The organism is Virgibacillus sp. M23, from assembly GCF_034190895.1.
Taxonomy (GTDB): Bacteria; Bacillota; Bacilli; order Bacillales; family Amphibacillaceae; genus Virgibacillus; species Virgibacillus salarius.
Window position 1 is genome coordinate 87493 of sequence record NZ_JAWDHA010000004.1, and the last position, 23048, is coordinate 110540.

Genomic DNA, 23048 nt, shown 5'->3' on the forward strand with positions numbered 1-23048 from the left:
AAATGAAGTACAATTCGAATGTGAAAAATAGAATGAAGCGGGTTGAGGGGCAGATTAGAGGCTTGTTAAAGATGATGGAAGACGAAAAAGATTGCCGTGATATTGTTACGCAAATGTCTGCTGTAAGAAGTGCAATTGATCGTACGGCTGCACTGATTGTAAGTACAAACTTAGAACAGTGTATTCGAGAAGAAAAAGAAAATGGTGAAAGCTCAGAGGAAATTATACAGGAAGCAGTACAATTACTGGTTAAGAGCAGGTAACACATTGACAAACTAGCAGCAAACTACTACCATGTAGGAGGGGTTAACTTAACCCTATTTTTTATAAACGATATAATACCCGTGCGGGTATTAGTAAAATCCGAAAGAAGGTGCTGTGAAGATGACTGAAAAAAAGAAAACAACAATTGTATTATTTAGCGGGGACTATGATAAAGCAATGGCCGCTTATATTATTGCTAACGGTGCTGCTGCATATGACCATGAGGTGACTATTTTTCATACCTTTTGGGGGTTAAATGCATTACGTAAAGAAAATCAAGTTCCAGTAAAAAAAGGTTTTATGGAAATGATGTTTGGGAAAATGATGCCAAAAGGTACTGATAAAATGGGATTATCTAAAATGAACTATTTAGGGATGGGTCCCAAAATGATAAAAAGTGTTATGAAAAAGCATAATGCTATACCACTTCCTCAGTTAGTAGAAATGGCTCAAGAACAAGATGTAAAATTAATTGCCTGTACAATGACAATGGATCTACTTGGATTACAAAAAGAGGAATTATTAGATGAAATTGAGTATGGTGGTGTTGCTGCTTATATTGGTGATGCTCAGGATGGGAATGTAAATCTATTTATCTAATTTTTTTTGGGTTTATATACCTGTACCAGTATATGTGTTTTACCAACTGTGAATGAATAGGAGGAAAGTGTAATGAAGGAGATTACTACCAAGGAATTAGCTCAAAAGGTTTTGGCGGGAGAAAAACTATATATTATAGATGTCCGCGAAGATAATGAAGTAGCTCAAGGAAAAATACCTGGAGCTAATCACATTAAATTGGGTGATATTCCTGATAAATTAGGAGAATTAGATCAAAAGAGACACTATTATATGGTGTGTCGATCCGGTGGTAGAAGTGGAAAAGCAGCTACATTTTTAGAAGATAAAGGATTTGATGTTACGAATGTTGCTGGCGGCATGCTCAATTGGGAAGAAGAACTAGAAAAATAGGAGGGATTACATGAGTATACAAGCAAATGATGTCTTGGATGCAAAAGGATTGGCTTGTCCAATGCCAATTGTAAAAACAAAAAAAGCTATTAAAGAATTAGATCCAGGTCAGGTAATGGAGGTGCAGGCAACTGACAAAGGTTCGACAGCTGATTTAAAAGCATGGGCAGAAAGTACAGGTCATCAATATTTAGGCACTGTTGAAGAAGATGATATATTAAAGCACTATGTACGCAAAGCAAGTGTTGCTGAAGCTAAAGAAGAAAAGAAATATGAGAAAATAGCTGAACTATCTACCTTGCAAGCTAAATACAAAGAGGGTGCAACTATTACTGTTTTAGATGTACGTGAGCCAGCCGAATTTGCCTTTGGCCATATACCTGGGGCAGTAAATATTCCGTTTGGTGAATTGGTAGAACGCTTCGAAGAACTAGATAAGAAAAAAGAATTATATATTATTTGCCGTACCGGGAGCAGAAGTGATTTAGCTGCCCAAAAGTTAACAGAAGCAGGATTCACCAATATATGGAATGTTGTACCAGGTATGTCCAAATGGGATGGTCCATTAGCAAATGAACGTTAAGGAGGAAGTAAAATGTCAAATACAAAAGTAGCAATTATCGCAGCAAATGGGACGTTATTTGATGCATATAAAGTTTTTAATATAGCAACAGCAGCAGCTGCGTCTAATGCTGAGGTAGGGATATTCTTTACGTTTGAGGGATTGAACCTCATTCATCAAGATAAGTATAAAAATTTGCCACTTCCAGAAGGAAAAGAGGATTTTAAAACAGGCTTTGAACAAGCGAATGTTCCATCCATTAAGGAGCTTGTAGCTATTGCTCAAGAAATGGGAGTGAAAATGATAGCTTGCCAGATGACAATGGATGTTATGAAGTTAGAAAAGAAAGCCTTTGTTGAAGGTATAGAAGTTGGTGGAGCAGCTACCTTTATTGAATATGCCAAAGATGCCAATATTTCATTATCATTTTAGTTAGGAGGAAGAGTAATGGCAAAAACAATTTCAACTAAAGAATTGGCTCAGAAAATTATTAATCATACGAAAATTATTATTTTAGATGTGCGAAATACAGATGAATTTGATAATTGGAAAATAGAAGGGGGACAAGTTGAAGTTATTAATGAACCATACTTCAACTTATTAGATAGTGTTGATCCTGTGGCTAATAAGCTATCAAAAGACCAAGAAATAATTGTTGTTTGTGCTAAAGGTGGTTCATCTGAGATGGTAGCCGATCTCCTAGAGGAAGAAGGATATATTACTGTGTATAGCTTAGAAGGAGGTATGAAGGCCTGGAGCGAGCACTTAGAGCCTATTAAAATCGGTGATCTAAAAGAGGGTGGGTCATTATACCAATTCGTACGTTTAGGAAAAGGCTGTCTTTCTTACTTTGTCCAATCAAATGGAGAAGCCGCAATTATCGATACTGCACGTATGACAGATGTTTATGAGGAGTTTGCAAACGAAAAGGAAGTACGAATAAAACACTTACTTGATACTCACCTTCATGCAGATCATATTTCTGGTGGTCGAAAACTCGCTGAAAAAGTTGGAGGTACGTATTACCTTCCTCCAAAGGATGCAGAAGAGGTAACATTTGATTTTACACCTTTACAAGAAGGTAACGATATCATCGTTGGGAATACGGAGGTAAAGGTACAGCCTATCTATTCACCTGGCCATACCATTGGAAGTACGTCATTCATTATTGACGATACCTATCTATTAACTGGTGATATTCTATTTGTTCGATCAATTGGTCGTCCAGATTTAGCGGGTTTAGCGGAAGATTGGGTAGGTGATCTACGTGAAACACTTTATTCTCGCTATAAAGAGCTTTCTAATAATTTAATTGTTCTCCCAGCTCACTACTCTTTTGCTGAGGAATTAGGAGAAGGTGGAGAAGTATCAGCACGATTAGGTGATCTTTATGCAAGAAATGAAGGATTACAGGTAGAGGGTGAACAAGAGTTCCGTAAAATGGTGACGGAAAATTTACCACCACAACCAAATGATTATCAGGATATTCGGAGAACCAACATGGGTAAAATTGACCCAGATCAAGAGAAACAAAAAGAAATGGAAACTGGCCCTAACCGTTGTGCGGTTGAAGGTTAATTTTAAAGGAGGAAGTTATGATGAAATCAACAAAAGTATTAGATGCAAAAGGGTTGGCTTGTCCAATGCCAATTGTACGTACAAAGAAAGCAATGGAAGAATTGAATTCTGGAGATATACTGGAGGTTCATACAACTGATCAGGGCTCAAAGAGTGATCTTACGGCATGGGCTAAGGCAGGGGGACATGAATTGCTGAAGGATACAGAAGAGGATAATATATTAAAATTTTGGGTTAAAAAAGGATAAAGGAGGCTCACTTAGGTGAGCCCTCTCTATTTAGGGGGATTTAGATATGGAATATAGTCTATTGTTTATCGTTACCATTTTCTTAATCGGATTTATTGGGTCATTTATTTCTGGTATGGTTGGTATTGGTGGATCTATTATAAAGTATCCAATGCTTTTATATATACCATCATTGGTCGGATTAACGGCGTTTACTGCCCACGAAGTATCAGGAATAAGTGCGGTACAAGTATTATTTGCCACTATAGGTGGTGTTTGGGCCTATCATAAAGGTGGGTATTTAAATGTAACCTTAATCATCTATATGGGTATTAGCATCTTACTTGGTAGTTTTATTGGTGGCTATGGATCGCAATTTATGAGTAATGGCGGAGTAAACCTTGTTTACGGTATTCTTGCTACCATAGCAGCTGTCATGATGTTCGTACCTAAAAAGGGAATTGATGATATTCCGATGGATCAAGTGAAATTTAATAAATGGCTTGCAGCATTTCTCGCCTTTTTAGTAGGTATCGGTGCTGGTATCGTTGGTGCTGCTGGAGCATTTATCTTGGTCCCGATTATGCTACTTGTATTAAAGATACCGACAAGAATGACAATTGCTACTTCCTTAGCTATCACCTTCATTTCTTCTATTGGTGCAACGACAGGAAAGTTGTTGACAGGACAAGTTTTATTCATTCCAGCAATTCTTATGATTGTGGCAAGCTTGATTGCTTCACCATTGGGAGCTAATTTTGGGAAAAAGGTAAATACAAAGCTTTTACAGTGGATATTAGCAATTCTTATCTTAGGAACAGCCATTAAAATTTGGTTGGATATTCTCGGATCATAAATTAGTTTACGCGATACGTTATTGAATCGATATAATTACTGATTTATCCCACATATAATTGGCAGTATAGACCCATTTCCAGCAAAAAAGTGAAACCAATATGGATAAGTGGGAGATAAACAAAATCTCCCAACTGATTGAAGTCTCACTTTATTTGGTTAGTCTTTCAATTTGATGAGAAGTCTGCTCTCCTAATTCCGATGCAGCATTATATAAATATTTTAAAACAATGCTACGTATTTCAGGAGAAATTCCAGTGAGATCCCTAGCGAGATTAGTTACTAAATGTTTTTGTTGTTGCACTGGGAGAGAGTTATAATACGCTCCAGCCTGTGCAAAGTCATCTTGCTTGGGGGTTCCCGACCTGGCAAGCCTACCTTCCACATACCTGTCACTGCCACTCGTAACAAGGTCGCCTGGCCACCAATTTTCTTGATGGTTGATCGGAATTTTACGGAAATCGGGTCCGATTCGTCTGCGCTGTGAATCCCAGTAAATATTGGCTCGACCCTGTAGCATTTTATCGTCCGATAACTCCGCACCTTCTAAAAGGTTAGAAGGTGAAAAAGCGATCTTTTCCACTTGCTCCATATAGTTATCAGGATTTCGATTTAATACCATTTTTCCAACAGGCAACATTGGATATTGCTGCTCATCCCAGACCTTTGTATCATCTAACGGATCGAAGGGAAGCTTATCTGTATCAGCAGGGTCCATTAGCTGCACGTATAGACCATATTCTACAGTCTTTCCAGCAGCGATTGTATCATATAAATCTTGACCAGCGATATCCGGGTTTTCACCCGCAAGCTTTGTTGCTTCACAGCTATCTATATATTCTACTCCCTCAAAAGGAATCCAATGGTATTTTATGTAATGTCTTACTCCTTTAGCGTTTTTCCACACATAAGTGTTCACACTATGTCCCGGTAGATGGCGAAGACTTTTTACCGTTCCTGCGTCAGAATAAATTCTAACAACAAAATGGGTGGACTCAGGTGCTCGAGCTACAAAGCTCCAGAATCTTTCAGGATCAAGTAGATTATTTTTGGGCGATGGCAAAAAAGCTTTGATGGATTCTGGAAAACGAATCGCATCCCGGACAGAGAAGACCGGAATATGATTACAAATTAAATCAAAAATGCCGTTCGTTGTATAGAATTTCGTAGAAAATCCGCGAACGTTTCGGGATGTATCTGGTGTGCCTTTTGTGCTTACAGCAAGCGAAAACCTTACTGCAACGGGAACTTTATGACCAGGGGATTGTAAAAAGGAGAGTTTTGTATACTCAGACATTGCATTTATTGTCTCAAAATAGCCAAATGCTCCGAAGCCTTTTACATGTACTGGTCGCTCTATCATTTTTTCATGTACAAATGATTCAAGGGTTTCATGAACAATATTATCTTGTTCTAGAACAGGACCTCTTTTACCAACAGTCTGTGAGTGTAGCTTTGCAGGTAAATCCTCTGCCCACTTTTGAGCTTTGTGAGATGTTTTAGAATGTTTATCCTGCTGATTCGATTTCTGTTTATGGACAGGTGATTGATTCGAATTAGACTTATTTAGAGAATTATTATGTTCTTGATTAAACCAACCATTATTACGATCCATTGTCGTACCTCCCGTGTTTGCATGTTCATTCTCGATGTTACATTATTATGTATGTAGATTTTTAGATAATTATGATTTCATTCCCTAGGAATAAAAAAATCTCGGACAACATAAATCCATAAGCTTAAAACAGCTTACTTGAATAACCAGAATGAAAAGGAGTAAGCTATTCACGTAGTAATTTTAAAAATATATGTTGTTAATTAAACGTATGCTATAAGAGGAATTGTAATAATATTTGTTTATGTTGCTGTTGAGAAAGGGGAGTTGAATGTGATGGATTACTTTTTATCGTTACATCCAGTAGTACAAGCTACAATTGCGACATTATTTACTTGGGGAATGACAGCACTTGGTGCGGCGCTAGTCTTCACTACAAAGAACTTTAATCAACGACTGATGGATGCTATGCTCGGATTTGCAGGAGGAGTAATGATAGCGGCTAGTTTTTGGTCCCTTCTTTCGCCTGCATTGGATATGGCAGAAGCTAGCGGAACAATTGCATGGATTCCAGCAGCTGTTGGATTTATGCTAGGAGGGCTATTTCTTTGGAGCATTGATAAAGTACTGCCACATTTACATCCAACCTCTCCAATGAAGGATGCGGAAGGCATACATCCCACTAGAAAAAAGCGAAGTACGCTTTTAGTTTTGGCAATTACGTTGCATAATATTCCAGAAGGCTTAGCAGTAGGGGTTGCATTTGGGGCAATTGCAGCAGATTTATCAACATCGACTATCACAGGTGCAATTGCTCTAGCAATAGGTATTGGTATTCAAAACTTCCCGGAAGGTTTAGCTGTTTCTATGCCACTTCGCAGAGAAGGTATGTCAAGAAGGAAGAGCTTTATGTACGGGCAATTTTCAGGTATGGTGGAACCGATTGCAGGAATAATTGGTGCAGTTGCTGTTACCTTTATTCAACCATTGTTACCATATGCTCTGAGCTTTGCAGCCGGGGCAATGATATTTGTGGTAGCAGAAGAAGTAATTCCTGGTTCGCAGGAGGAAGGGAACAAAGACCTTGCTTCCATGAGTTTAATGATTGGTTTTACTATAATGATGATTTTAGATGTGGCCCTTGGTTAATTCCAAATCAAAACCACCAGAGTAGTTAGAACTGGTGGTTTGCTCTGTGGCTGAAAGCCTCTATTATCGGCGCCTCAGCCTTAACTAAATGGCTAGCAGGTTCTTTTTTTAGCCATACTATATCTACCATATTTGCCTTGTTTGTGCATGTCCACTAATCCTTTATGTGAACCACAACTGGTACCCATTTACGTATACTATTAATCAACCATATATTTGCGCAATTTTTAATTTCTTCTATTCTAATTTTTCGTTCTGAAATAATGTTATCATCTAAAAGTTTTTGACGAAATGTCCCCGGTAATAAGCCACATTCAAGGGGGGGTGTATAAAGACCACCATTTATTTCAACAACTAAATTTCCGATTGTAAATTCAGTTAACTCGCGCTGTTCATTCCACAAAAGCACATCAAAAGCTTCAGGGAATTCATTAAGGAAAACCTGATATATGGATCGATGGGTTGTCTTATGATAATAAAAGACATCCTTCTTGTTAATTGGGTATTTCGCAAGCTCCACCTTAGCAGGAGAAGCAGGCAACGTCGTTACATCCTTCTCAGCAGATATGGTTATATCTCCTAGGTTAGAAATAACCAATCGTACTCTAAAGGAACCGATACTATGTTGATTGGCGGTTTCTACCAGTAGTTTATAAAGCTTGTCCCGATGAAGTGGTATTGAAAAGTATGCTGCAGATTTTTCTAATCTGTTCATATGGTAATCGATTAGATAATATTCACTATCTATAAGGGAAATAGTTTCTAAAAGTTCCACTGATGATTGAGCCTTACTAAGAAATAATGCTTTCGTTAAAATCTCGGTATATTCTTCATCATCAGTCGAATCCCAAGTAATACCACCGCCTACCCCGTATAGTGCATTACCGGTTGTATTATTTACTAGGACAGTACGTATCGGTACATTAAAAATTGCCTCTTTTTCCGGGGTAATATAACCTACTGTTCCACAGTATACCTCTCTTGCCGAATCTTCTAGCTGATTAATTATTTTCATCGTGTTAATCTTAGGTGCTCCAGTAATCGAGCCGCAAGGGAATAATGCTCTAAAAATGGTAGTAATATCACTATCAACTTCAGCTTCTACGGTAGATGTCATCTGAAAAACGGTTGGATAACGTTCAATTGCAAAAAGCTTCGGAACCTTAACAGTACCAGGTTTTGCAATTAACCCTAAATCATTTCGTAATAAATCTACGATCATTACATTCTCTGCTCTGTTTTTATCAGAATGGTAAAGCCAATCTGCAAGTTGCTTATCCTCCTGCTGTGAATTGCCTCGTTTAACGGTACCTTTCATTGGTTTTGTCGTTATCTTGCCATCCCTTAAATGGAAAAATAATTCAGGGGATGCAGACAGAATCGAATGGTCTCCAATGTCCAGATAGGCTGCATAATTAGCTGATTGCGCTTGTGCCAATTGTTGAAAATAACTTCGAGTATCACCGTTAAATTGGCTCTGTAGCCGGACTGTGTAATTAACCTGATAGGTGTCTCCGTTCTCGATATGTTGCTTTATCATTTTCAAATTTTGTTGATAATCTTCAAGGGAAGTTGTAGGTTTCCACTCTGTTAAATGAAAGGCTTTAGTATCAGCCATTATTTCATCTGATGGCTGAGCGAAAATACCGAACCACAATAGTGGCAAGGTACTACAGTTGTTTACTTGCTGAGCCGGATCAAAGGCAGGCGCTGCTTCATATGCAAGGTATCCAGCTGCATAGTAACCAGCTTCGATATACTGTTGAATAGATTGCATACAAGGTATTACTTCTTCTAACTTTGTAGTGGTTATAATAGTAATGGGATCTTTAAAGGTCATGGGCTGTTTATTACCTAAATGATTGGCAAAGTCAAAGAATAGGAGTGGTTTTTTTGGCGAATGCATCTATTTGTCCAACCTTTCGTGTGAAAAAGTTCTCTAATAACTGTAGCCCTTGTTCGGATAGTATTGCTTCAGGATGAGCTTGAATTCCTTCTATTGGATAAGTTTTATGGCGAATTGCCATAATCTCACCTGTAACTGATTTTGCGCTTATTTCAAAGCAAGAAGGTAGGGTAGCCTCCTGAACAATAAGTGAATGATACCTTGTGACAGCTAACGGATTTTTAAGCTTTTTGAATATACCTTTATGATCATGGGTAATCATTGAAACCTTACCATGCATTGGTTGTTTGGCTTTTACAATACTAGCACCAAAGGCTTGAGCAATCGTTTGATGCCCTAAACAAATTCCAATTATTGGATATAGCGTATACAGTTTTCTTACAATCTCTAGACATATACCTGCAGAAGCCGGGTTTCCAGGTCCAGGAGAGAGCAATATGCTAGATGGGTTTAATCGTTTAATGTCTGCTATTGAGATTTCATCATTGCGAGCGACATATACTTGCTGGTTTAGCTGCTTCATATATTGTACAAGATTAAATGTGAATGAATCATAATTATCGATGACTAATATCATGTAGTTACCTACTCTCTTATAAACACTTCATGCGTTATTATAGCAAATGTAGGTTAATAAGCATATGTATCCACTTCAATTAATGCTTGTTTTAAATCCTCTATTAATTCATTTGGTTGTTCAATTCCAACTGAAAACCGTAGCAGTTGGTCGTCAACACCACGCTTTATTCTTTCATCTCTAGGTATGTCAGCGTGAGTTTGTGTTGCTGGATAAGTAATAAAACTTTCCACCCCTCCTAAACTTTCAGCAAAAATGATAAGCTTCAAACTTTGAAGGAAAGGATCTATCCATTTACTTTTTCGTAAGCGAAAAGATAACATACCACCTCTTCCTGGATATAGAACATTATCAACCATTGGATGCTCTTGCAAAAAGGATACGATAAGCTTTGCATTGGCTTCATGTTTTTCCACCCGAAGCGCAAGTGTTTTTAATCCTCGAATTAATAGCCAAGAGTCAAAAGGTGATAGCACAGCACCTGAAGCATTGTGGTAATTGGCTAATTTTTCAGACAAGGATTTACCTTTTGCCACTACTAATCCAGCGAGTACATCGTTATGACCACCAATGTATTTCGTGCCACTATGAATGACGATATCAGCCCCTGACTCAATTGGCCGTTGAAGTAGCGGGGTCAGAAAAGTATTGTCAACAATTAATAGTACATTATATTGGTGCGCTAATTCCGCAACTTTTACAATATCTATCTCTTGCATTAGGGGATTTGTAGGTGTTTCAATAAAGATTGCTCTTGTTTTCGAGGATATCAGTCGCCGCGTTTCTCCGTCATTCTTGAAATCTGTATATGTTGTCTGAATTTGATATGCAGCGGCGTAATGCTCTAATAATCGGTACGTTCCTCCGTATACATCACTCGTTACAATGAGTTCATCCCCAGCATTAAAAAGAGAGAATACTAATTGAATGGCTGCCATTCCAGAACTGCAAGCATACCCACTGTCAGCGGATTCCAATTTAGCGATTCCTTCCTCTAGTAAGGTTCTTGTAGGATTTTTCGTTCTTGAGTAATCATAGCCTGATGATTGTCCCAGTCCGTGGTGCTGGTAGGCAGTTGACAAATAAATAGGTGCGCTAACTGCTCCAGTAGCTTTATCACTCTTATTTCCTAATTGTACTAATTCTGTTTCAATGCTTCTTCGTGACATAATATCCATCCCTTCATTCGATGAAAAAAGCCTCTTCTAATTAAATAAGAAGAGGCTTACATCATTCGGTTACTCTTCCTATCTGCATGCTTTCGAGCATCTGGAATTGGCACAGTTCTCTTTATAAGTCTGTTGCCGAGGCTTCAAAGGGCCAGTCCCTCCACCTCTCTGGATAAGAAAATAGTTTATGTAATTTTTAAAATAGATTACAGTTGTTTTTGCTATTTGTCAAGGGAAACTTAGGGATTTACTCCAATGTACAGTTTACAGCATTTAGATAACATGGTTTCATCTGAAGATAAGTGGAAAATAAAAGCAGATACGAAATATCGCAAGAAATAAATTAGTTAAAACATTCTAAAAATTAGTTGACTAATTTTTCTCGCTAATCTATACTATTAATAACTTCACAGGAGAAACTATTTGGTTAAATACTGGAAAAATATAATAAATAGTAAAAAATCAATGGAAAAAGCCATTTAATTCTGGTTATTAATTACATGATGTTAATAGGTGATCAAATGAAAATTAAGAATCAAGATTTTTTAAAAAAAGAAAATAGAAGTTTAGTCTTAGAAATAATTCTTAATCAAGGTCCGATCTCACGTGCCGAAATTGCCAAACAAACGTCGATGAGTCCTACTTCTGCTTCTCGAATTGTTGCATCATTACAAGAAAATAAGCTAATAAGAGAGATGAATATGTCTAGCGAAGGAATTGGCAGGAAGGCCACTTATTTTATTCCAAATGAACATTCTGTATTCTCAATTGGTGTTGAAATTGACCAGAAAGTTATTCGGATCGGTTTAATGAATTTTATAGGAAAGTTAACCATTCTGAAGTACTTTGACTATCAATCAATAGATCCAGTGGCAACAGTTCAATTTATAGCAGACCATATATTACAAATGATTGACGACGAAAATCTTACATCGGATCAAATTGCTGGAGTTTGTATTGGCTTACCAGGACTTATTGAGAATGACAAAGGTGAGGTGAAATTATCTGCGCAATTTGATTGGAAAAATATCCCTTTACAAGAGATGGTTGAAGAGAAAGTAGGCTTTACCGTATTCGTGGACAATGAATTAAAATTGAAAGCGCTTGCTGAGTATATTAGTGATCCTGAACCAAAAAAAGCGTATATGGCAATGATTGGTTTTGGTAGTGGGGTAGGTTCTGCGTTAATAAAGAAAGGAGAAATCTATCGAGGTGAAGGAAACTTCTCAGGAGAAATCGGACATACTATCGTTGATCCTTATGGAATTTATTGTCCATGTGGGAATTTTGGCTGTCTCCAAACGTATATTGCTGAAAAGTTTTTGTTAGATGAAGCATCTAAAACAAAAGAGATTGAAAATATTCAGGCCTTAATCATTGAATATGAAAATGGAGAAAAGTGGGCAAGAAATATAGTTGATAAAGCAATTACCTATGCAGCAATTACGATTAATAATGTTGTTTGCGTATACAATCCAGATTCCGTCGTTCTTGCTGGTAGTTTAATTGAAAGGTTTCCGCAAATTAAAGATCAAATTATTGAAAAGTGTGAGAATCAGATGTGGGCACCTGTCATGAAGACATTTCAATTACGCACTACAAAAACGGGAGAAGATGGCGTTGTGATAGGAGCTGCCATGATTGTACTACAGCATTTTATAAAAAATATTCATGAAAAGAGTGGGGTTTAACCTATGATATCAACACCTATTATTGCTGAAGAATATAGAGGAGGAACATTAGAAAATGTTCATCAGGGATTGATTTGTGTTTTAAATGAAAAGAAGGAAATACTTTATGAATACGGTGATGTAAAGCAGTCCGTTTTTTATCGGTCAGCGATGAAACCATTACAAGCAATTCCCTTATTCACCACAGATATTATGGAAAAGTATGATTTAACAACCGAAGAAGCAGCTTTATTTACGGCATCTCAAAGAGGTGAATCCTATCATCAAGAGGCTTTAGAACGTTTAATGAATAAACTGCAATTGTCAGAAGACATGCTGGTCTGCCAACAGAGCTATCCCTTAAATGAACAACCAAAGATTTCCTATATCTGGGAGCATTTACCTAAACGTAAACTTTTGCATAATTGTTCCGGTAAGCATTTGGGGTTTCTTGCTTATTCCAGAGAGAAAAACTATGATCTATCAAACTATGAATGGTTGGGTCATCCGCTTCAACAAGAAGTTTTAAACTATGTAGCAGATTTGTCGGAAACCCCGAAGAAAGAAATGAAAACCGCAATTGATGGTTGTGGAGTTCCTGTTCATAGCGTTCCGCTAAAAAACATGGCTATTTCATTCTTAAAGTTCATTCAGCCTTCGATGATACATGATAGTCGGGTTGCAACGGCTGTAAAAAGAATAGGAGAAGTTATGAACAAACACCCTAGAATTGTCGCTTCACATAACTTTATTTGTACAGCTCTGCTTGAGGATGAAAATATTATTGCAAAAGGAGGAGCTCAAGGAGTCTATTGCTTGGCGTTAAAGAGAGAAAAAATAAGCATTTCCTTAAAGGTGTTAACTGGTTCTGAATTAATTTGGCCACTATTAGTAGCTAAGCTACTACAAAAGTTAAATTATCATAATAAAGAAACGATTGATCGTTTGCTTAATATTCGATCAAACGAAATCTTCAATGATAATGGGAAAGTGGTTGGAGAAACAAAAATTCGATTATAAGAGGGGGAGCAATCGATGACAAATAAATGGATACGTCTAATGATATTACTAGGAATAATAGTAGTTGTATCAGCGTGTTCTTCAGATGCAAATAGTGATAATGATCAAGGAAATAAAGGTGAAGGTGATAAGGAATTAACCATTGCAATTGATCAAAATTTTGTTACATTGGATCCGCAAAATGCTGGAGATACCGTTTCAATTTTTGGTACAAGAGCAATGTATGAAGGGCTAGTAGGTTTTAATGAACATATGGAGATTGAACCTGTTCTAGCTGAAGATTATCAAGTGAGTGATGATGCTTTAACCTATACATTTCAGTTAAGAAAAGACGTGACATTTCATGATGGAGAACCTTTTAATGCTGACGCAGTAAAAGCTAATTATGAGCGTATTATAGATGAGGATAATGATTTACGTGCTAAAAGAAACCTTCAGTATGTGGAAAAACTTGAAGTTATAAATGAGTATGAAGTTGCGTTTATATTAAATCAACCATTCAGTGCCATGTTAAATAAATTTGCAATGGTGCCTTTTATAAGTCCAAAAGCACTTGAGGATGATGAAAAAGACATCGCGTTACATCCTGTTGGGACAGGGCCCTTTAAATTTATTGAATGGAATCAAGGAGACTCACTTGTTTTAGAAAAATATAATGATTATTGGAATGCTGCCAATTCCGATGCAGAGAAGGTTACATTTAAGCCGGTCCCGGAAAACGGCTCTAGAGCTGCTATGTTAAAAACAGGAGAGGCGGATTTTGTTTATCCTGTTCCTCAACAAGATATAAAAGAATTAGAATCGAATAGCGACGTTGTGATTGAAAAAACACCATCTACAATAGCCAGATACGTTTCTATTAATACATTTAAGGAACCATTTAATAATGAAAAAGTGCGAAAAGCAATGAATTATGCAGTGAATAAGGATGCATATATAAAAGTAGTAAAGAATGGGTATGGCAATATATTAGACTCAACCATGTCAACGGAAACACAATACTATACAAAGCAAGAACCATATGAATTCAATTTAGAAAAAGCGAAGGACTTATTGACTGAAGCAGGCTATGAGAATGGGTTTGAGGCAGAGATCTGGGGGAATACAAGCTCAGAAACACTTCAAGGCATGGAATTTATTAAACAACAGCTGGCCGAGATTGGCATTGATGTAACGATTAAGTCAATGGAAGAGGGGACGCTATCTGATGAAATATACACGCCAGAAACACCAAAGGATGCAAAGGTACAAATGTGGTATGTAAGCTGGTCTCCTTCATCTGGAGATGCTGATGGAGCAACTCGCTCGTTGTTTAGTAGTGAATACTTCCCACCAAATGGCGCAAATACAGCATATTACAACAACAGCGATGTAAATACATGGATTCATGTAGCAAATGAAACTTCCAATATTGATGAACAGGAGGAAATTTATGCCAATATTCAAAGTACTGTTTATCGTGAAGCACCTTGGATCTTTTTAGCAACAGATACGATTCTATCAGGTCACCGTAAAAACCTTGAAGGTGTTTATGTTTTACCTGACGGTTCTGTGAGCATTAAAAACGCGCAATTCAAATAAATAGGCTGCGGGAGCTGGTTGTTATCAGCTCCCTTTATTGGAGGTGTTAAAGCATATGTGGCAATACATAATTAAACGAGTGCTTGGACTAATACCACTTGTCCTTGTCGTCTCATTTGTTATCTTTATGTTTATTCATTTAATACCTGGTGATCCAGCTCGATTAATTGCTGGTAAAGAAGCAACATATGAAGAGGTACAGCAGATTCGTGAAAGTTTGGGCTTAGAAAAACCTCTATTCGTTCAATATTTTGATTATCTTAAAAGTCTTTTATCTGGTGATTTAGGTTATTCAATCCAGTCTGGTGCTCCAGTCAGTGAATTAATAGGAGAAAGAATTATGCCTACGCTTGGTTTGACCTTTCTGAGTATTGGATGGGCACTTGTCGTCGGAATTTTATTAGGGATTATTTCTGCTGTTTTTCGAAATAAGTGGCCGGATTATTTAGGGATGCTTACAGCAGTATCTGGTATTTCCCTTCCTAACTTTTGGGTGGGGCTAGTTCTTATTCAACTATTCTCTGTACAATTGGGGCTGCTTCCGACAGGGGGGGCTGATGGCTGGCAAAGTTATCTCATGCCATCGTTTGCGTTAGGTGCAGGAATTATGGCTATGATTGCTAGATTTACGCGGTCTTCATTGGTAAATACCTTGAAACAAGATTATATCCGAACAGGTAGAGCAAAAGGGCTAGGCGGTAATGCAATTATATTTGGGCATGCGTTAAAAAATTCTCTGATTCCTGTGGTAACAATTGCTGGTCTACAGTTTGGATTTTTATTAGGCGGTTCAGTAGTAGTAGAAACCGTTTTTAGTTTTCCTGGACTAGGTAGATTACTAATCGATTCCATCCAAATACGAGATTACCCAGTAGTACAAGCGGAAATTTTACTTTTTTCCTTACAGTTTATTTTGGTGAATCTGCTTGTTGATATCATTTATAGCTTTTTGAATCCGAAAATTCGATATGAGTAAGTGATTGGAGGGATATGGTACGTATGATACAAACAGAAGCTATAACACAGGAACAGTTAGATAAGCAAAGGCAAGGACGTCTATACAGCTTTTGGAAAGAATTTCGTAAAAAGAAGCCAGCGCTGTTTTCCCTATTTTTTATTGGATTTTTAGTTATTGTTATGATAATTGGTCCCTATGTTGTCCCCTATGATCCTGCTGCTCCAGATTATAATAAATTACTAGAATCACCATCATTACAGCATCTATTTGGAACGGATGCATTTGGGAGAGATATCTTAAGCAGACTTGCGGTAGGAGCAAGAATTTCGTTAACAGTAAGTATTTCTGCAGTTTTATTAGGAGCCATAGTAGGGACAGTGCTTGGCTTAATAAGTGGTTATTTTGGTAAATGGATGGATCGTTTAATTATGCGAATATGTGATGTATTATTTGCTTTTCCAGATCTGATTTTGGCAATTGGGATTGTAGCCATTTTAGGACCAGGTTTAAAAAATGTTGTTATAGCCGTGTCCTTTTTTAGTATCCCATCGTTTGCTCGAATCGTAAGAAGTGCAACGTTGGAGTCGAAGGAAATGCTGTTTGTAGAAGCTACAAGATCTATTGGAGCCAGCAATCGCCGTATTATATGGAAGCATATTTTTCCGGAAACTATTCCAACAATTATTGTTTATTTCACGATGAAGGTAGGTACCGCTATTCTAGCAGCAGCTAGCTTAAGTTTTCTAGGACTGGGTGCAGAGCCATCATCACCTGATTGGGGTGCAATGCTGAGTAAATCTCGAGATTATATTGATTCAGCATTTCATTTAGTCTTCTTTCCTGGGTTGATTATTTTTCTTACCGTACTTGCATTCAACGTATTGGGTGACGGACTTCGTGATGTATTGGATCCAAAGACAAAGGATTAATGAAAGGAGGGGTATAATGGAACGCCTACTTCAAGTGAATAATTTACAAACAGCTTTTCAAAATGAAGGCAGGCTGCAAACTGTTGTTCATGGAATTAGTTTTCATGTGAATAAAGGTGAAATAGTTGGAATAGTGGGAGAATCAGGGTGCGGAAAGAGCGTTACATCCTTATCCATTATGCGACTATTACATGATACGCCAGGTGAAATAATTAACGGAGAAATTATATATAAAGGGGAAAATTTGACGCAATTGCCGGAAAAGCAAATGAAAAAGTATCGTGGAAAGGAGTTATCCATGATTTTTCAGGAACCGATGACTTCGTTAAATCCGGTATTGAAAATTGGTAAACAATTAAGAGAATCTATTCAATTACATCTAAAGCTATCAAAGCAACAAGCACATGAACATGCAATAAATATATTAAAATCTGTCGGCATACCGCGTGCAAGTGACCTGATGACTGAGTATCCGCATCAATTGTCTGGAGGCATGAGGCAGCGCGTGATGATTGCGATGGCCATCTCATGTGAACCGTCCTTACTGATAGCAGATGAACCAACAACGGCATTAGACGTAACCATTCAGGCTCAAATATTGAATCTAATGAAAGATATTCAGCAAAAAAGCGATATGGGGATACTAATGATTACACATGATTTGGGGGTTGTCGCGGAAGTATGTGATCGAGTGATTGTCATGTATGCTGGAAGAGTTGTAGAGGATTCGACAGTTGAGGCGTTATTTGCTAGCCCCAAGCATCCTTATACAAAGGGATTAATCGACTCTGTTCCTAAAATTGGCAGTGGAAATCAACGCTTGTATTCTATTCCAGGTACGGTACCTAATCCAAAAAATATGCCAATAGGCTGCAAATTTGCTGCAAGGTGTAATGATGTTATGGACATTTGTACAAGGGAGGAACCAAATTTATTAGAGGAAAAAGGACATTCTTGTCGATGCTGGCTCTATCATGACCAGCAGAAAGAGGTGAACATATAATGAATAACGAGATTTTATTAAATGTAAAGCATGTTAAGAAATACTTTCCTCTTTCTAAGAAATGGTTTGTTGAAAAAAAGTATGTCAAGGCAGTAGATGATGTATCGTTTTTTATTAAAAAGGGGGAAACATTTGGGTTGGTAGGTGAATCTGGTTGTGGTAAATCTACGACTGGCCGACTTATTAATGGATTGATAAAAGCTGATACCGGAGAAATAAATTTTCAGGGAACGAACGTAGCAAATATATCGGAAAAATTATGGAAGCGATATCGAAAACCGATGCAAATGGTCTTTCAGGATCCGTACGCTTCCCTTAGTCCAAGAATGAAGGTTAAAGATATATTAATGGAACCTTTAACGATTCATTATCCAAAAATGTCAAAGCAAGAAAAAGAAATACTAGTAAAAGATTTACTTGAAAAGTGTGGAATTAGTGAATTTCATTTGTCAAAATATCCACATGAATTCAGTGGCGGGCAACGTCAAAGAATAGGCATAGCTCGTTCTCTCATTCTGAAACCAGAGCTAATTATTGCGGATGAGCCTGTGTCAGCACTAGATGTCTCCATTCAATCGCAAATTCTTAATCTGATGAAAGATCTACAGGAGGAGTTTGGGCTTACGTATTTATTTATCTCACACGATTTAGGTGTTGTAGAGCATATCAGCGATCGAGTTGGTGTTATGTATTTAGGAAGCTTAGTAGAGATTGCCACGAAGAAGCAAATATTTGCAGACCCCAAGCATCCCTATACCCAAGCATTATTGTCATCCATACCAAAGCCAGATCCAAAAGAAAAAAGGGAACCTATCATGTTGGAGGGAGAAATTCCAAGCGCCTCCAATCCTCCAGTAGGCTGCAAATTTCATACAAGATGTCCGTTGGCGATGGATATTTGTAAACAAAAAGTGCCTGAATTAAAACAAATTGAACAAGAGCAGCAAGTTGCTTGTCATCTATTTGATTAAACGGAATGGAGCAGGAAAATGGAAGGTAAATTTATTGTGGAGTAAAAGGAGTTTTTGTGTTGAATATAAATGTTGTTATGATCGAAAATCTGGATGAAAAAGCCCCATTCATTATTCAAAAACAAATGATTTTTTATGGACGAACGCATTTAATTCAAGTGAATAATACGTTTTATTTAACTGTAGGTATGAACAAGACGGAGAAAACTATGGAAGACATCCGTTTTTTAGGGGGAGAAACTAGAAAGGCAATTGACACCTATGATATTACAAGTGTATCCATAAACTTTGATAGGCTGTTTAAGCATTATACCTCATATTCGAATAAAGACATTGTCGTCTCATTTATGGAGGGGTGGTATTTAGCTGGGTATTCGTTCCTCACCTATCAAATGCGTGAACCAGAGCACGAAGTCTCTCTGCAACTGGGAACACAAGCTTACGAGTATTACGCTGAAGTTGCAAGAGTACGTGCCAATGCCGTCTGTATTGCTAGAGATTTATGTAATGAACCTGCGAATAAATTAACCCCAAATACATATGTTAAGAAAATTAGATCGATCTTTCATGATTCACCCGTCCATGTGGAAATATTAGAATCAGAAGAGGATTTATTAAAGCATGGATTAGAGGCAACTGCAATAGTAGGTAAAGGAAGTTCTCGTTCGCCGAAGTTTGCTGTTCTCACTTTAAAGAATAGTAACGTATCACATATAGGGTTAGTTGGAAAGGGAGTTACTTTTGATTCTGGGGGAACAAATAGTAAGATTGCAAGTGATATTGGGGAAATGAAAATGGATATGGGGGGGGCAGCTGCTGTCATTGGAGCAATGAAACTATTAGCTGATATGGAGAGCCCTGTTCATGTAACTGCTGCAGTACCGATCGTGGAAAATGTTTGTGGTAAAGATGCTTTTTTACCTTCTGATGTGATAAAGTACAGAAATGGGCTTACTGTTGAAGTAGGAAATACAGATGCAGAAGGAAGACTAATAGTAGCAGATGGAATCTTATATGTTCAAGACTTAGGTGCAGATACAATCATTGATATTGCTACACTTACTGGTACCATCGGCCAAGCGCTTGGGCTAAAGGTAGCAGGTATATTTAGTAATCGAGAAAATGAGCTTTGGAAGTATAAAGAATTAGGTGACAAAACTGGTGATCACGTGTGGCCAATGCCGGTTATTAATGATTATCAGTATTATTTACAAAGCAATACTGCTGATTTTTCGAATATGAGCACTTCGAAATTCGGCGGTGCGATTACTGCAGCGTTGTACCTGAACAACTTTATTCAAGAGGAGAAAAAATGGATTCATATAGATATGGCAAATACAGTTAGACCATGGAGAGAAATAGGTTATTATGTTTCTGGAGCATCTGGCTTTGGCGTACGCCTGTTAACAGAATTAATTCTAGAAGAGGTTGGTAATAAGACATGAAACTTGAAGTAATAGTAAATAACGGTATAGAAGCAATCCAAGCAGAAGCATTAGGTGCTGATCGATTAGAGTTAGTATCAGCTATAAATGAAGGAGGACTGACTCCCAGCTACGGTACGATCAAACAGGTGTTAAACAGTGTATCCATCCCTGTCCAAGTAATGATACGTCCGCATAGCTATCATTTTTGTTATTCAAACAATGATATGGAAATAATTTGTGCTGATATTGAACAATTACTGGATTTAGGAGGAAATAGAATAGTGTTCGGTGCGTTAACGGAAGATAACAAAGTGGATACGACTATACTTGAGAAAGTAATTACCATTGATTCTAGTTTGGATATTACATTTCATAGAGCCTTTGATGAAACAGCTTCGTTAACCGATGCATACCGCACGCTGAACAATTATAAGAATGTGAAAAGGGTATTAACGTCAGGTGGAGCAGCTAATTGCGATAACGGTAAAGAAATGCTAAAAAAATTGGTTGAAATGGAAGCAGATTTGAATGGACCAAAAATTATGCCTGGTTCAGGTTTAACGCCATATAATATCAAAGAGATACATGATGCCGTACAGGCTGATAATTATCATTTTGGTAAAGCTGTAAGAATAGACAATGATTTTAAGTATGGATTTGATAAAGCAAGTATGGAGCAAATAAAACAAATAGTAAAAGGGTAGGGAGGAAAATGAATGACATCTACGTTGGATTGGCCAGACAGATACGGGGATCCATCATGGTTTCTTCAGGATCGTTTTGGTATGTTTATACATTGGGGATTATATGCACTAAAAGCAAAAGACGAATGGGTAATGACACAAGATAAAATAGCAAAAAAAGAATATGAAAAGCTTGCAAATCAATTTAATCCAGATTTAGCGGATCCATATGAGTGGGTTGCTCAGGCAAAACAAAGTGGGATGAAGTACATTGTATTAACAACGAAGCATCACGATGGCTTTTGTTTATGGGATAGCGCGTATACAGATTATAAAATTACGAATACAGCCTATGGGAAAGATATCGTAGCTGAATTTGTAGCGGCATGTCGTAACGAAAATATAAAAATTGGTTTTTATCATTCACTTATTGATTGGCATCATGAACATTATACAATTGATGGACTACATCCACAACGTGATGATGAGGCTGAGCGATCGAGAGAAAGAGATATGGTTGTATATCAAACGTATTTATATAATCAAATAGAAGAGCTTGTTACTAAGTATGGTAGAATTGATTATTTTTGGTTTGATTTTTCCTACGATGATCGAGATTGGGGTTGGTCAAAGGGCAAAGGACCAGCTGATTGGCAAGCTGAAAAATTGGAGAATATGATTCTTAACTATCAGCCTCATATTCTATTTAATAATCGATTAGGGCTAGATCGAGGAGTGTATACACCAGAGCAATATCAACCAACAGAACCATTATATACAGATAATGGGAAGAAACGTATTTGGGAAGCATGTCAAACGTTAAATGGCACCTGGTGTTACAATCCAACTAATTTACATTATAAATCCGCAGAAATGCTCATAAAGCTTTTGATCGATACCGTCTCGAAGGATGGTAATTTACTGTTAAATTTTGGACCTACAGCAAGGGGGAATTTTGACTCAGCCTCCACGGATATTTTGAATGCGTTGCAAACATGGATGAATGATCATCACGATGCTATTTATGGTACAGGTGCAAGCTATATGGAATGTCCGCAGGATTGTAGACTTACTCAAAAGGGGAATCGTTTGTTTATTCATATATTCTCGTGGCCGTTTCGTACGATTCATCTGAAAAATTTAGGCAATGTGAAATATGCTAGATTTCTTCATGATCATAGTGAGGTACCTGTAGTAGTTTATCAAGATTCGAACATATTCCATCATGATATGCCTGTAGTTGCTAAAAACGAGACAGTGTTGGAGTTACCTGTTATAAAACCTAAAGTAACTGTACCGGTAATCGAGGTTTGTCTAGGTGAATAGGAGAATTCGCTCTTTCTATATAAAAACCTGTTGCTTTTTGCAAACAGGTTTTTATTTTGTGAATTATTTTTTCAATAATTAAAATTTTGTTCTCGCAATCTTTCGTTACCTATTAAAAAGTTGTTGGAAATGATAATATGTGTTTAATTGTTCCTCACTGGTGGTGTAGGGAACAAATGTCCACCCCATATTCTTTAAAAAATCTTCATAGTTTTCTTGTATTTTTAACTGTTGTAAAGCCATTTCTACATGAATATCTCTTACATGTTGGTCTTGCATCATCAGAGCAGATATAAAATTATCATTTGCCATACTTTTTGCTGAAGTATGGGCTTCAGTGGCAATCCATTTATCATTTTTAGTGGCTGTACTATGTTTTACATTTTGATCAGAATGGGTATTATCCATTGATGGTAATTTAACTGGCTGCTGGTGATAAGGATTTATTAATGCAAGCATTACTAAAACATGAGCATACATCACATTTGATTGTAGCTTAAGAATATTTTTTAACTGGCTACTATTAGCGATGGCAAAGTACATGTTTAATTTACAAAGTTCCCCTTCGTGTGCAGCTAAATGTTCAGACATTAATCCAAGATCAATAGCTGGTAAACGTTCCATTGCATACCTCCATCCATATCGTCTTTATGCTATACCATATGA

The 23048-nt window shown here is 37.3% G+C and carries 24 protein-coding genes and 1 riboswitch; of the genes, 19 read left to right on the forward strand and 5 right to left on the reverse strand.

The window, feature by feature from the left end; genetic code table 11:
- Positions 1 to 2: 2 nt before the first annotated feature.
- The 8 genes from RVS70_RS02705 to RVS70_RS02740 all read left to right on the forward strand — a co-directional run bounded on the left by RVS70_RS02705 (position 3) and on the right by RVS70_RS02740 (position 4459).
- Positions 3 to 263, forward strand: coding sequence for a metal-sensitive transcriptional regulator (locus RVS70_RS02705; protein ID WP_026682222.1), 261 nt, complete (start codon positions 3 to 5; stop codon positions 261 to 263).
- Between the two features lie 121 nt (positions 264 to 384).
- A complete protein-coding gene (locus tag RVS70_RS02710) occupies positions 385 to 864 on the forward strand; it encodes a DsrE/DsrF/DrsH-like family protein (RefSeq protein WP_026682221.1) in 480 nt (159 codons plus the stop codon).
- 72 nt (positions 865 to 936) lie between these two features.
- A complete protein-coding gene (locus tag RVS70_RS02715) occupies positions 937 to 1236 on the forward strand; it encodes a rhodanese-like domain-containing protein (protein ID WP_026682220.1) in 300 nt (99 codons plus the stop codon).
- A gap of 10 nt (positions 1237 to 1246) precedes the next feature.
- A complete protein-coding gene (locus RVS70_RS02720; protein ID WP_121604972.1) occupies positions 1247 to 1819 on the forward strand; it encodes a sulfurtransferase TusA family protein in 573 nt (190 codons plus the stop codon).
- Between the two features lie 12 nt (positions 1820 to 1831).
- Positions 1832 to 2230: a DsrE/DsrF/DrsH-like family protein gene (locus RVS70_RS02725; RefSeq protein WP_121604973.1), complete on the forward strand. Its 399-nt coding sequence runs from the start codon at positions 1832 to 1834 to the stop codon at positions 2228 to 2230.
- A 15-nt stretch (positions 2231 to 2245) separates the two neighbouring features.
- The gene (locus RVS70_RS02730; protein WP_205388463.1) at positions 2246 to 3376 is read left to right on the forward strand and encodes an MBL fold metallo-hydrolase; all 1131 of its coding nucleotides are present in this window, start codon (positions 2246 to 2248) and stop codon (positions 3374 to 3376) included.
- 20 nt (positions 3377 to 3396) lie between these two features.
- Positions 3397 to 3624, forward strand: a complete 228-nt coding sequence (locus tag RVS70_RS02735; protein ID WP_026682216.1) for a sulfurtransferase TusA family protein — start codon at positions 3397 to 3399, stop codon at positions 3622 to 3624.
- Between the two features lie 46 nt (positions 3625 to 3670).
- Positions 3671 to 4459 carry a sulfite exporter TauE/SafE family protein gene (locus RVS70_RS02740; protein ID WP_321132477.1) on the forward strand — a complete coding sequence of 263 codons (789 nt, stop codon included), beginning with the start codon at positions 3671 to 3673 and terminating at the stop codon, positions 4457 to 4459.
- A gap of 150 nt (positions 4460 to 4609) precedes the next feature.
- On the opposite strand, the gene RVS70_RS02745 is transcribed toward RVS70_RS02740, so the two are convergent.
- Complete coding sequence (locus RVS70_RS02745; RefSeq protein ID WP_051388385.1) at positions 4610 to 6073, reverse strand: catalase; 1464 nt, start codon at positions 6071 to 6073, stop codon at positions 4610 to 4612.
- Between the two features lie 276 nt (positions 6074 to 6349).
- Between RVS70_RS02745 and RVS70_RS02750 the strand changes: the two genes are divergently transcribed.
- Positions 6350 to 7162, forward strand: a complete 813-nt coding sequence (locus tag RVS70_RS02750) for a ZIP family metal transporter (protein WP_246484555.1) — start codon at positions 6350 to 6352, stop codon at positions 7160 to 7162.
- Between the two features lie 154 nt (positions 7163 to 7316).
- Here RVS70_RS02750 and pabB read toward each other — a convergent pair whose 3' ends face one another.
- Genes pabB through RVS70_RS02765 form a run of 3 tightly spaced genes read right to left on the reverse strand, consistent with a single transcriptional unit; the run spans position 7317 to position 10814 of the window.
- Positions 7317 to 9068 (reverse strand): aminodeoxychorismate synthase component I, encoded by a 1752-nt coding sequence (pabB, locus tag RVS70_RS02755; protein ID WP_026682213.1) that lies wholly within the window; start codon positions 9066 to 9068, stop codon positions 7317 to 7319.
- A complete protein-coding gene (locus RVS70_RS02760; protein ID WP_026682212.1) occupies positions 9034 to 9645 on the reverse strand; it encodes an anthranilate synthase component II in 612 nt (203 codons plus the stop codon). The genes pabB and RVS70_RS02760 overlap by 35 nt, the downstream gene beginning before the upstream one ends.
- A gap of 53 nt (positions 9646 to 9698) precedes the next feature.
- The gene (locus RVS70_RS02765; protein ID WP_026682211.1) at positions 9699 to 10814 is read right to left on the reverse strand and encodes a methionine biosynthesis PLP-dependent protein; all 1116 of its coding nucleotides are present in this window, start codon (positions 10812 to 10814) and stop codon (positions 9699 to 9701) included.
- 75 nt (positions 10815 to 10889) lie between these two features.
- A riboswitch (SAM riboswitch) is annotated at positions 10890 to 10993 on the reverse strand.
- A 342-nt stretch (positions 10994 to 11335) separates the two neighbouring features.
- On the opposite strand from RVS70_RS02765, the gene RVS70_RS02770 reads away from it, so the two are divergent.
- The 10 genes from RVS70_RS02770 to RVS70_RS02815 are packed head-to-tail and all read left to right on the forward strand — an operon-like array spanning position 11336 to position 22382.
- Positions 11336 to 12505 (forward strand): ROK family transcriptional regulator, encoded by a 1170-nt coding sequence (locus RVS70_RS02770; RefSeq protein ID WP_026682210.1) that lies wholly within the window; start codon positions 11336 to 11338, stop codon positions 12503 to 12505.
- A 3-nt stretch (positions 12506 to 12508) separates the two neighbouring features.
- Positions 12509 to 13504 carry an asparaginase gene (locus tag RVS70_RS02775; protein ID WP_034679381.1) on the forward strand — a complete coding sequence of 332 codons (996 nt, stop codon included), beginning with the start codon at positions 12509 to 12511 and terminating at the stop codon, positions 13502 to 13504.
- A 15-nt stretch (positions 13505 to 13519) separates the two neighbouring features.
- Positions 13520 to 15085 carry a glutathione ABC transporter substrate-binding protein gene (locus RVS70_RS02780; protein ID WP_121604977.1) on the forward strand — a complete coding sequence of 522 codons (1566 nt, stop codon included), beginning with the start codon at positions 13520 to 13522 and terminating at the stop codon, positions 15083 to 15085.
- A gap of 55 nt (positions 15086 to 15140) precedes the next feature.
- Positions 15141 to 16061: an ABC transporter permease subunit gene (locus RVS70_RS02785; RefSeq protein ID WP_166529947.1), complete on the forward strand. Its 921-nt coding sequence runs from the start codon at positions 15141 to 15143 to the stop codon at positions 16059 to 16061.
- Positions 16062 to 16084: 23 nt separating this feature from the next.
- On the forward strand, positions 16085 to 16972 hold the full coding sequence (locus RVS70_RS02790; protein WP_034679379.1) for an ABC transporter permease: 888 nt from the start codon (positions 16085 to 16087) through the stop codon (positions 16970 to 16972).
- Between the two features lie 16 nt (positions 16973 to 16988).
- A complete protein-coding gene (locus RVS70_RS02795; RefSeq protein ID WP_200862567.1) occupies positions 16989 to 17975 on the forward strand; it encodes an ABC transporter ATP-binding protein in 987 nt (328 codons plus the stop codon).
- Positions 17975 to 18946 (forward strand): ABC transporter ATP-binding protein, encoded by a 972-nt coding sequence (locus RVS70_RS02800; protein ID WP_026682204.1) that lies wholly within the window; start codon positions 17975 to 17977, stop codon positions 18944 to 18946. The genes RVS70_RS02795 and RVS70_RS02800 overlap by 1 nt, the downstream gene beginning before the upstream one ends.
- Positions 18947 to 19005: 59 nt before the next feature.
- Positions 19006 to 20391, forward strand: a complete 1386-nt coding sequence (locus RVS70_RS02805; RefSeq protein WP_166529948.1) for a leucyl aminopeptidase family protein — start codon at positions 19006 to 19008, stop codon at positions 20389 to 20391.
- The gene (locus RVS70_RS02810; RefSeq protein ID WP_026682203.1) at positions 20388 to 21077 is read left to right on the forward strand and encodes a copper homeostasis protein CutC; all 690 of its coding nucleotides are present in this window, start codon (positions 20388 to 20390) and stop codon (positions 21075 to 21077) included. The genes RVS70_RS02805 and RVS70_RS02810 overlap by 4 nt, the downstream gene beginning before the upstream one ends.
- A 12-nt stretch (positions 21078 to 21089) precedes the next feature.
- Entirely contained in the window at positions 21090 to 22382 is a 1293-nt protein-coding gene (locus RVS70_RS02815) for an alpha-L-fucosidase (RefSeq protein WP_121604981.1), read from the forward strand.
- 105 nt (positions 22383 to 22487) lie between these two features.
- On the opposite strand, the gene RVS70_RS02820 is transcribed toward RVS70_RS02815, so the two are convergent.
- A complete protein-coding gene (locus RVS70_RS02820) occupies positions 22488 to 23006 on the reverse strand; it encodes a spore coat protein (RefSeq protein WP_026682201.1) in 519 nt (172 codons plus the stop codon).
- Positions 23007 to 23048 lie beyond the last annotated feature (42 nt).